Raw genomic sequence first — 9,168 nt, forward strand, 5'->3', positions numbered from 1 at the left:
GAGTGGCGCGATGACCCTTGCGGCGCAGGTTGCCAGTTACTGGCTGGTCGCTTTTTCTGTTGCGTTGGCTGCCCTCATCCTGGCCGGGAGTGACGCAGCGGTTTCGGCGTTTGCAGGGGGGGTGGCCGTCGCGCTTCCAGGCACCTTTTTCGCTGTGACTTTGGCCGTGCGCGCCCAGGTTGCCCCGAGTGCCGCCCATTTTCTCTTGGGTGAAGTGGTGAAGGTTGTTGCCACCGTGGCTTTGCTGATCGTTGCGGTGAAGCTCCTGGGTCATCCAGTTTGGCTTGCGCTCCTTGCAGGGTTGGCGCTCACGGCAAAAGCGGGATGGTTGAGCATTTATCTTTCAATGAGGGGGAATCATGGCAGCTTCTGGGCACGGACCCACAGCCTCTGAGTATGTGATCCACCACCTGACCCATTTGAACACACTGGGTCATCGCCAGGAATCGCTCGTCGATTTCTCGGTGCTTCACCTCGATACTTTCTTCTTTGCAGTGGGCTTGGGCATTTTGTCGGTCTGGCTCCTCTATCGCGCCGCCCGCCAAGCAACCAGTGGTGTTCCGGGGCGCTTCCAGAATTTCGTCGAGATGCTCGTCGAACTCGTAAACGAGCAGGCGAAGGGGATCATCCATAACCCCGAATCGCGCAAATTCGTCGCACCGTTGGCGCTGACCGTCTTCGTCTGGATCTTCTGGATGAACTTCATGGACCTGCTGCCGGTCGATCTTCTCCCCCGTATCTGGGAAGGGATCTATGCGGCAACAGGCGGTGATCCCCACCACGCCTACCTGCGGGTGGTGCCCACCGCCGACCTCAACGCTACGCTCGGCATGTCCTCCGCGGTCCTTCTGATCTCGCTCTACTACAACCTCAAGATCAAGGGGGTCGGGGGTTGGGTGCATGAACTCTTCACCGCACCCTTTGGCAGCCATCCGCTCCTCTATCCGATCAACTTTGCGATGCAGATCATCGAATACATTGCCAAAACCGTCTCACACGGGATGCGGCTTTTTGGTAACCTCTACGCCGGCGAGCTGATCTTTATCCTGATCGCGATGCTCGGCGGAACGGCAACCCTTTTCGGGTTTGTGGGCCATGTGATCGCCGGGTCGATCTGGGCGATCTTCCACATCCTGATCATCGTACTCCAGGCGTTCATCTTCATGATGCTAACGCTCGTCTATATTGGGCAGGCGCACGAGTCTCATTGAGGAAACGCCACGGGGTGTGTTATTATTCACTGGTTTTTGTCATCAAACTTTGAGGAGTCGTCATGGAAAGCATCGTTGGCTTTGTTGCTCTTGCAGCGGGTTTGATCATCGGTCTGGGTGCGGCAGGCGCCTGTATCGGGATCGGGATCATGGGCAGCCGCTTCCTGGAAGCATCGGCGCGTCAGCCGGAATTGATGAATACGCTGCAAACCAAAATGTTCCTGCTCGTGGGTCTGATCGACGCGGCGTTCATTATCGGTACGGGTATCGCGCTCTGGTACACCACGGCCAACCCCTTTGTCAGCTAACGTTCGCGGCGTCCCGGGTGGGCGTGAAGGAGTAAAACTGTGAACTTGAACGCAACCCTGATCGCGCAGCTTGTCGTCTTCTTCATTCTCGGCTGGTTCACGATGAAGTTCGTCTGGCCGCCGCTGATGAAGGCGCTCGATGAGCGCGCGGCGAAAATCGCCGAGGGGCTTGCGGCAGCGGACAAGGCCAAAAGTGATCTCGCGCTTGCGGAAAAGCGGGCTGTTGAGGAGTTGCGCAAAGCCCGCGAAGAGGCAGCGGTGATGCGCACCAACGCCGAACAGCAGGCAGCAAAGCTCATTGAAGAGGCGCGTGTCGAAGCGGCGCAAATCATCAACCGTGCGCAGAAAGCGGCGGAAGAGGAGGCGCGCGCGTCGGTGCAGCGGGTGCTTGAAGAGCTCCGCGAAGAGGTCGCTCGCCTGGCCTTGGTGGGTGCAGAGCAGATTCTGCGCCGCGAGATCGATGCCAAAGCTCACGCTGAATTGATTCAGCGTTTGAAAGAGGAACTCAGATAACCATGGCCGAGACCGCAACCATCGCACGCCCCTACGCCGAAGGCGTCTTTGCCCTCGCGAAAGAGGCGAATGCGCTCGGTCCCTGGTCGCAAGCTTTGCACACGCTCGCTGAAGTGGTGGCGGTCGATCCGGTCAAGGCCGCTTTGGCCGATCCGCGCGTCGATGACGCGGCCAAAGCGGAGCTGATCACCGCGCTGGTGGGGCGAAGTGGTTCTCTCCCTGAGGGGTTTGTCAACTTCGTCCAGCTGCTCGTCGAGAACGATCGCGTGGCCGTCGCAGACGCGATCGCTGCCCTTTTCGAAGAGAAGCGATTGGCACACGAGGGTCGTCTCCACGCCGTCGTCTCCAGCGCTTTTGCCCTCACACCAGAGCAGCAGCAGCAGATTCAGGCCGATCTTGCCCAGCACTACGGCAAACCTGTCGATATTGAGGTGCGGGTGGATCCCGAGCTGATCGGTGGGGTGAAGATCGCAGTGGGTGACGACGTGATCGACGCCTCGGTGCGCAGCAAGCTTGCGAAGATGGCCGCAGCGCTCAAAATTTAGGAGTAATCCATGCAACTCAGTCCGTCTGAAATCAGTGATCTGATCAAGAGCCGGATCAAAAATCTCGAATTGTCGGCCGCGGTACACAACGAAGGGGTGATTGTGTCGGTCGCGGACGGTATCGCGCGTATTCACGGTCTGACCGGCGCGATGCAAGGCGAGATGCTCGAATTTCCCGGCAACACCTATGGCCTTGCGCTGAACCTCGAGCGTGACTCGGTCGGGGCGGTGATCCTTGGCGATTACGAACACATCTCGGAAGGGGACACCGTCAAGGCGACGGGCCGCATTCTTGAGGTACCGGTGGGTCCCGAGCTCCTGGGGCGTGTCGTCAATGCGCTCGGGCAGCCGATCGATGGGAAAGGCCCCATCGAAGCGAAATTGACCGACAAGATCGAAAAGGTTGCCCCTGGCGTGATCTGGCGGAAGTCGGTCTCGCAGCCGGTTCAGACCGGTTTGAAGGCCGTCGACACGATGATCCCGATCGGCCGCGGCCAGCGGGAATTGATCATCGGTGACCGGCAGACCGGTAAGACGGCCGTCGCGGTGGATACCATCATCAACCAGAAAGGCCAGAACATGTTCTGTATCTACGTCGCGGTCGGGCAGAAAGCCTCGACGATCGCGAACGTGGTGCGGAAACTCGAAGAACATGGCGCGATGGAATACACCATCGTCGTCGCTGCTTCGGCGTCGGAATCGGCCGCGATGCAGTATCTCGCGCCCTACGCCGGCTGCACGATGGGCGAATATTTCCGCGACCGTGGGATGGATGCCCTCATCATCTACGACGACCTCACCAAGCAGGCGTGGGCCTATCGGCAGATTTCGCTGCTGCTGCGCCGTCCGCCGGGTCGTGAAGCCTATCCGGGTGACGTCTTCTACCTCCATTCGCGGTTGCTCGAGCGGGCAGCGCGCGTCAATGAAGAGTATGTCGAGCGCTTCACCAACGGTGAGGTCAAAGGCAAGACTGGGTCGCTGACGGCGCTTCCCATCATCGAAACGCAGGCGGGTGACGTCTCGGCGTTCGTTCCGACCAACGTCATTTCGATTACCGACGGCCAGATCTTCCTCGAAACCGACCTCTTCAACGCCGGTATCCGCCCGGCGGTGAACCCGGGGATCTCGGTGTCGCGGGTTGGTGGTGCCGCGCAGACCAAGATCATCAAGAAGCTCTCGGGTGGGATCCGGACCGACCTCGCGCAGTACCGCGAGCTCGCGGCGTTTGCCCAGTTCGCGTCCGACCTCGACGACGCGACGCGTAAACAGCTCGAACGTGGCCGCCGGGTGACGGAGCTCTTGAAGCAACCGCAGTACTCGCCGATGAACATCGCGCAGATGACCGTTTCGCTCCTCGCGGTGAACAACGGCTACTTCGACGCGATTCCGGTCGAACAGGTGCTCGCGTGCGAACAGGCGCTCCACCAGCACATCGCCAACAAATTCCCTGACGTGATGAAGTCGATCATCGAAACGGGGAACCTCTCGGACGACGATCAGGCGAAGATCCTCGCGGAGATTGCGGCGTTCATGAAGACCTGGGCCTGAACGCGATTGACGGCAAGGAGCGAACATGGCCGGAAGTAAAGAGATCCGCGGCAAGATCAAGAGCGTCCAGAACACGCGCAAGATCACCAAAGCCATGGAAATGGTCGCCGCGTCGAAGATGCGGAAAGCCCAGGAGCGGATGCGCCAAGCTCGGCCGTACGCTGAGCGGATCCGCCGTCTGGCGAGCCACCTCTCGCATGCCACCGCGTCCGAGTATCGCCATCCCTTTATGATGGTCTCCGAGCAGGTGGAACGGGTGGGGTTGATCGTCGTCACCACCGATAAAGGGCTCTGTGGGGCGCTCAACACCAACGTCCTGCGCACGGCGCTCAACGAAATGAAGCGCTGGGAGCAGGCGGGGGTGAAAGAGATCCAGGTGGTAGCGATCGGCAACAAAGGGCTCGGTTTCATGCAGCGGATCGGTGCCAAGGTGGTGGCGGAACGCACCCACCTTGGGGATACGCCGCACCTCGATATGCTGATCGGTCCGACCAAGGTGGTGCTGGATGCGTTCGAAGCGCAGCAGCTCGATCGGGTCTATATCGCCTACACCCGCTTCATCAATACGATGAAGCAGGAGCCGGTGATCGAGCAGCTACTCCCCCTTTCAGGCGAACGGCTCGACGTTCCCGAGCACAACTGGGACTACATCTACGAGCCGGAAGCGGAAACGGTGGTCGATGAGCTGCTGCGCCGCTACATCGAAGCGCTCGTCTATCAGGCGGTAGCCGAAAACATGGCCTCGGAACAGAGCGCGCGAATGGTGGCGATGAAGGCGGCGTCCGATAACGCGAGCAACGTGATCAAAGAGCTGCAACTGGTGTACAACAAGTCGCGGCAGGCTGCGATCACCAAAGAGCTCGCCGAGATCGTCGGCGGGGCGGCCGCGGTCAGTTGAGGGATTGAGAGAAAAGGATAGGACGATGGCAACAGGGACAATCGTACAGTGCATCGGCGCGGTGATCGACATTCAGTTTCCGCGCGATCAGATGCCGAAAATCTACGAAGCGCTGAAGCTCGTTGAGGAAAACGACTTCGTGGAAAAGGGGCTTACTTTTGAGGTGCAGCAGCAACTCGGCGACGGGGTGGTGCGCACCATCGCGCTCGGCTCCTCGGACGGGCTCCGGCGGGGGATGAAGGTCGAATCGACCGGTGCACCGATTACCGTTCCCGTCGGGCACGGGACGCTGGGGCGGATCATGGACGTCCTGGGCCGCCCGATCGACGAAGCAGGTCCGATTCAAACCGACGAATACCGCTCGATTCACCAGAAGGCGCCGAAGTTCGACGAGCTCTCGCCGTCGGTGGAGCTCCTCGAGACCGGGATCAAGGTGATCGACTTGATCTGCCCGTTCGCCAAAGGGGGGAAAGTGGGCCTCTTCGGTGGTGCGGGGGTCGGTAAGACCGTTAACATGATGGAGCTCATCAACAACATCGCGAAGCAGCACTCCGGTCTCTCGGTTTTTGCTGGCGTCGGTGAACGGACCCGCGAGGGGAACGACTTCTACCACGAAATGAAGGAGTCAAACGTTCTCGACAAGGTCGCAATGGTCTTCGGTCAGATGAACGAACCCCCCGGCAACCGTCTGCGCGTGGCGCTCACCGGGCTGACGATGGCGGAGCGTTTCCGCGACGAGGGGCGCGATATTCTCTTCTTCGTCGATAACATCTACCGCTACACCCTCGCCGGTACTGAGGTTTCGGCGCTCTTGGGCCGGATGCCTTCGGCGGTGGGTTACCAGCCGACGCTTGCCGAAGAGATGGGGAAACTCCAGGAGCGGATCACGTCGACCAAGGTGGGATCGATCACCTCGATTCAGGCGGTCTACGTTCCGGCGGACGACCTCACCGACCCGTCACCGGCAACGACCTTCCTCCACCTCGACTCAACGGTGGTGTTGTCGCGCGACATCGCGGCGCTCGGGATCTATCCTGCGGTCGATCCGCTCGACTCCACCAGCCGCCAGCTCGATCCGCTGATCGTCGGCGAAGATCACTATACGGTCGCCCGTAAAGTCCAGGCGACGCTGCAGCGCTACAAAGAGCTGCGTGACATCATCGCGATCCTCGGGATGGATGAGCTCTCGCCCGAAGATAAATTGACGGTGGCGCGCGCACGGAAAATCCAGCGCTTCCTCTCGCAACCGTTCCACGTGGCAGAAGTCTTCACCGGCTCGCCGGGCAAGTATGTCCCGCTCAAAGAGACGATTCGCGGCTTCAAGATGATCGTCGAAGGGGAGTGCGATCACCTGCCCGAACAGGCCTTCTACATGGTCGGGACGATCGACGAGGCGTTCGAAAAGGCCAAGAAGGTCCAATAAAGAAGGGGTGGTGTCATGGCGATGACCGTACATGTCGATGTGGTGAGCGCCGAGGAGGAGCTCTTCTCCGGGCTTGCCGAAATGGTGGTTCTGCCCGGAGAGGCGGGCGAACTGGGCGTTCTGCCCGGTCATGCGCCGTTGCTGACTCGGATCCGCCCGGGAACGGTGCGGATCAAGACGCCGCACCAGGGTGAAGAGATCATCTTCGTTTCGGGGGGAATCCTCGAGGTTCAACCCAACCTGGTGACCGTGCTCGCCGACACCGCTGTCCGTGGTGCCGACCTCGACGAGGCGCGAGCCATTGAAGCCAAACGGCGCGCCGAAGAGGCGTTGAAGAATCGGCAGGCGGCGATCGACTACGCGAAAGCGCAGGCTGAGCTTGCCGAAGCGGTTGCGCAGCTCCAGGCGATTGAGCGATTGAAGAAGCTCAAGCACCGCGTGGGGGGTTCAGCGTAACCCCGCCACCAATCAAGTAAAAGCAGTTAAAAAACGCCCGGGAACTCCCGGGCGTTGTCATTTTAACCTTCCGCAGGCTGAATGCCGGCGAGTTTCCAACCGCCGCCTGACTTGGGTTTGACGAGGTGCCAGTATTCCGCAAAGGGCGTGGGCGGCGCATCGCTCCTTTCGCGCAGGAGCCCCTTGAAGAGCAGGGTCACGACGTACCGCTCGCCTTCATCAGCCACATCGACCACTTCGGCGTCGAGCTGGACCACTTCAGTCCGTTGCCCAGCCTCCCAAGCGGAATGGGCGCGTAGGTCGGCAAGAAGCTCCGGAGTGACGAGCCGGGCGATTGCGTCCCAATCCTGCGCGTCGTGCGCAGCCTGAAGGGTAATGAACTGCCGTTTGGCTTCGCGGACGAAAGACTCCTCGTCGATCATCGCAAGGAGATCTGCTGGCGCGCTTCCGCTACTCAAAAGCGGCCCGCCCGAAGGTTCGGCAACCTCCGCGCGATCAAGCGCTGGGGTGATCTCCTGTGCAATCGGCCCACCTGCTGCTGAAGCAGCGGCCGGTGTCGCTTCTCGAGCGCTCAGCAACCTCCTGAAGAGCCAGAAAAGGGCGGCGGCAAAGAGGGCGATGAGGATGAGCGAGCCAAACTCTTGACTCAACCCGAGCGAGGAGAAGAGCCAGGCGAGGCCCAACCCGGCCGCGATCCCCGCAAGCGGACCCAACCATGAGCGGCGAGGAGGAGTGGGCTGCGGGGTTGCAGCCGGTTGCGGCGGGCGCTGCGGCACCACCTGGGGCGGTTTCGCCGGGGGTGGGGTGATCTGCCGCTGTATTCCTGAACTTCGTCCGCCACCCAGACGGCCCGCTTCGGCGTCGGAACTCCAGGAGAGGAGCGAAACGGCGACAAGACTCAAAAAAACCACCGCGAAGAGGCGGCGGGTGCTCTCCCACAGCATGACCATCGAGAACTCCTTGAACACCACGTGACCTCCTTTGTTCGTGAAAAATAGATCCATCCGACCCCTTCCGACGCTCACGGTTTGAAGCCGCGGTGCAGGGCGACGATCCCGGCCGAGAGGTTATGGTATTGGACCGCAACAAGGCCAACGCGTTCCATCATCGCTTTGAGGGTCTCCTGGTCGGGGTGGACGCGGATCGATTCGGCGAGGTAGCGGTAGCTCTCGGCGTCCTGGGCGACGAGCTCCCCGAGGCGCGGGAGGACGTTGAACGAATACCAGTCGTAGAGGGACGAAAGGGGTTGCCAGACACGGGAGAATTCGAGCACGAGGAGCCTTCCCCCTGGCTTCAAGACACGCACCATTTCACTGAGCGCCTGCTCCTTGTGGGTCATGTTGCGCAGCCCGAAGGCGACCGAGACGCAGTCGAAGGTGTTGCTCGGGAAGGGGAGCTGTTCGGCGTCGCATTGCGCGATCGGCGTCACGACCCCTTCTTCGAGGAGCCGTTTTTTGCCGCGGAGCAGCATCGCGTGGTTGATGTCGGTCATCCACACCTCGCCGGTGGGCGCCACCCGGCGGGCAAAGGCGAGCGCGAGATCCCCCGTCCCGGAGGCGATGTCGAGCACGCGGTGCCCCGGGCGGACGCCCGAGGTGGCGATGGTGTAGTGCTTCCACAGACGGTGGAGCCCCGCCGACATCAGATCGTTCATCACGTCGTATTTGTCGGCGACCGAGTCGAAAACCCGCCCCACGAGCCGCTTCTTCTCAGGGGCAGGGACCTGGCGAAAACCGAAGTCGGCTTGTTCGGTCATCGTCCGCACCCTCCGGAACCGCAGCCGCAGCTCCCGTGGGATGGGGTTCCTTCGTCCGACGTGTTTCTGGGCTCGCGGCTCGCCCCTGCCGCCTCGAGGCGAGCGAGGTAGTCGGCCCACCGCTCGGCGTAGGTTTCACCCAGTTCGCGCAGGTAGACCCAGGTAAAGAGCCCGCTGTCGTGGCCGTCGGAGAAGGTGGGTTGAATCGCGTAGTGGCCCACCGGGGTGATCGCGGTGATCGTGACCCCCTTCTTGCCGGTCTGCAGCACCGCCTGCCCCGGCCCGTGCCCTTGGACTTCGGCCGAGGGGCTGAAGACGCGCAGGTATTCGGGATCGAAGGTGAAGGTCGCGCCATCGGCAAAGCGAATTTCGAGGAGGTTTCGTTTCTGGTGGTAGACCACCGCTTCGGGGGTGTGGCGGGCGTCGGTACTCATTCGGGTCTCACGGCTAAGAGACAACAAGATAGCATACCATGAGCGCGCGCGAAGGGACGCACACCCGATGCTCTGT

12 protein-coding genes are annotated in these 9,168 nt (G+C 61.1%); 9 read left to right on the plus strand and 3 right to left on the minus strand.

Translation table 11 applies throughout. The annotated features are described in order from the left end of the window. The first annotated feature begins 10 nt into the window (after window positions 1-10). The 9 genes from ACYQ6T_RS08360 to ACYQ6T_RS08400 all read left to right on the plus strand — a co-directional run bounded on the left by ACYQ6T_RS08360 (window position 11) and on the right by ACYQ6T_RS08400 (window position 6,902). Complete coding sequence (locus ACYQ6T_RS08360) at window positions 11-394, plus strand: ATP synthase subunit I (RefSeq protein WP_459829911.1); 384 nt, start codon at window positions 11-13, stop codon at window positions 392-394. Beyond that, a complete protein-coding gene (atpB, locus tag ACYQ6T_RS08365; protein ID WP_459829913.1) occupies window positions 360-1,211 on the plus strand; it encodes a F0F1 ATP synthase subunit A in 852 nt (283 codons plus the stop codon). Before ACYQ6T_RS08360 ends, atpB begins: the two co-directional genes overlap by 35 nt. A gap of 62 nt (window positions 1,212-1,273) precedes the next feature. Continuing rightward, window positions 1,274-1,519, plus strand: coding sequence for a F0F1 ATP synthase subunit C (gene atpE / locus ACYQ6T_RS08370; protein ID WP_459829914.1), 246 nt, complete (start codon window positions 1,274-1,276; stop codon window positions 1,517-1,519). A gap of 39 nt (window positions 1,520-1,558) precedes the next feature. Next, window positions 1,559-2,032: a F0F1 ATP synthase subunit B gene (locus ACYQ6T_RS08375; RefSeq protein WP_459829915.1), complete on the plus strand. Its 474-nt coding sequence runs from the start codon at window positions 1,559-1,561 to the stop codon at window positions 2,030-2,032. 2 nt (window positions 2,033-2,034) lie between these two features. Then, complete coding sequence (locus ACYQ6T_RS08380; RefSeq protein ID WP_459829918.1) at window positions 2,035-2,577, plus strand: F0F1 ATP synthase subunit delta; 543 nt, start codon at window positions 2,035-2,037, stop codon at window positions 2,575-2,577. Window positions 2,578-2,586: 9 nt separating this feature from the next. Next, window positions 2,587-4,125: a F0F1 ATP synthase subunit alpha gene (atpA, locus tag ACYQ6T_RS08385; RefSeq protein ID WP_459829919.1), complete on the plus strand. Its 1,539-nt coding sequence runs from the start codon at window positions 2,587-2,589 to the stop codon at window positions 4,123-4,125. Between the two features lie 25 nt (window positions 4,126-4,150). Further along, on the plus strand, window positions 4,151-5,023 hold the full coding sequence (gene atpG, locus ACYQ6T_RS08390) for a F0F1 ATP synthase subunit gamma (RefSeq protein ID WP_459829922.1): 873 nt from the start codon (window positions 4,151-4,153) through the stop codon (window positions 5,021-5,023). 25 nt (window positions 5,024-5,048) lie between these two features. Then, the gene (atpD, locus tag ACYQ6T_RS08395) at window positions 5,049-6,446 is read left to right on the plus strand and encodes a F0F1 ATP synthase subunit beta (RefSeq protein ID WP_459829925.1); all 1,398 of its coding nucleotides are present in this window, start codon (window positions 5,049-5,051) and stop codon (window positions 6,444-6,446) included. A 15-nt stretch (window positions 6,447-6,461) separates the two neighbouring features. After that, entirely contained in the window at window positions 6,462-6,902 is a 441-nt protein-coding gene (locus ACYQ6T_RS08400) for a F0F1 ATP synthase subunit epsilon (protein ID WP_459829927.1), read from the plus strand. A 62-nt stretch (window positions 6,903-6,964) separates the two neighbouring features. On the opposite strand, the gene ACYQ6T_RS08405 is transcribed toward ACYQ6T_RS08400, so the two are convergent. From ACYQ6T_RS08405 to ACYQ6T_RS08415, 3 genes are all read right to left on the minus strand, one after another. Next, the gene (locus tag ACYQ6T_RS08405; protein ID WP_459829930.1) at window positions 6,965-7,852 is read right to left on the minus strand and encodes a Tim44 domain-containing protein; all 888 of its coding nucleotides are present in this window, start codon (window positions 7,850-7,852) and stop codon (window positions 6,965-6,967) included. A gap of 71 nt (window positions 7,853-7,923) precedes the next feature. Then, window positions 7,924-8,658, minus strand: coding sequence for a bifunctional demethylmenaquinone methyltransferase/2-methoxy-6-polyprenyl-1,4-benzoquinol methylase UbiE (gene ubiE / locus ACYQ6T_RS08410; RefSeq protein ID WP_459829932.1), 735 nt, complete (start codon window positions 8,656-8,658; stop codon window positions 7,924-7,926). After that, window positions 8,655-9,092, minus strand: a complete 438-nt coding sequence (locus ACYQ6T_RS08415) for a gamma-butyrobetaine hydroxylase family protein (protein WP_459829935.1) — start codon at window positions 9,090-9,092, stop codon at window positions 8,655-8,657. Before ACYQ6T_RS08415 ends, ubiE begins: the two co-directional genes overlap by 4 nt. Window positions 9,093-9,168 lie beyond the last annotated feature (76 nt).

The sequence above is a fragment of the Hydrogenophilus islandicus genome (assembly GCF_054657095.1).

Excerpts from the sequence above, each read along its gene's own strand:
- ACYQ6T_RS08360 (WP_459829911.1), top strand. The coding sequence starts at position 11 with ATGACCCTTGCGGCGCAGGTTGCCAGTTACTGGCTGGTCGCTTTTTCT.
- atpB (WP_459829913.1), top strand. The coding sequence starts at position 360 with ATGGCAGCTTCTGGGCACGGACCCACAGCCTCTGAGTATGTGATCCAC.
- atpE (WP_459829914.1), top strand. The coding sequence starts at position 1,274 with ATGGAAAGCATCGTTGGCTTTGTTGCTCTTGCAGCGGGTTTGATCATC.
- ACYQ6T_RS08380 (WP_459829918.1), top strand. The coding sequence starts at position 2,035 with ATGGCCGAGACCGCAACCATCGCACGCCCCTACGCCGAAGGCGTCTTT.
- atpA (WP_459829919.1), top strand. The coding sequence starts at position 2,587 with ATGCAACTCAGTCCGTCTGAAATCAGTGATCTGATCAAGAGCCGGATC.
- atpG (WP_459829922.1), top strand. The coding sequence starts at position 4,151 with ATGGCCGGAAGTAAAGAGATCCGCGGCAAGATCAAGAGCGTCCAGAAC.
- atpD (WP_459829925.1), top strand. The coding sequence starts at position 5,049 with ATGGCAACAGGGACAATCGTACAGTGCATCGGCGCGGTGATCGACATT.
- ACYQ6T_RS08400 (WP_459829927.1), top strand. The coding sequence starts at position 6,462 with ATGGCGATGACCGTACATGTCGATGTGGTGAGCGCCGAGGAGGAGCTC.
- ACYQ6T_RS08405 (WP_459829930.1), bottom strand. The coding sequence starts at position 7,852 with ATGGTCATGCTGTGGGAGAGCACCCGCCGCCTCTTCGCGGTGGTTTTT.
- ubiE (WP_459829932.1), bottom strand. The coding sequence starts at position 8,658 with ATGACCGAACAAGCCGACTTCGGTTTTCGCCAGGTCCCTGCCCCTGAG.
- ACYQ6T_RS08415 (WP_459829935.1), bottom strand. The coding sequence starts at position 9,092 with ATGAGTACCGACGCCCGCCACACCCCCGAAGCGGTGGTCTACCACCAG.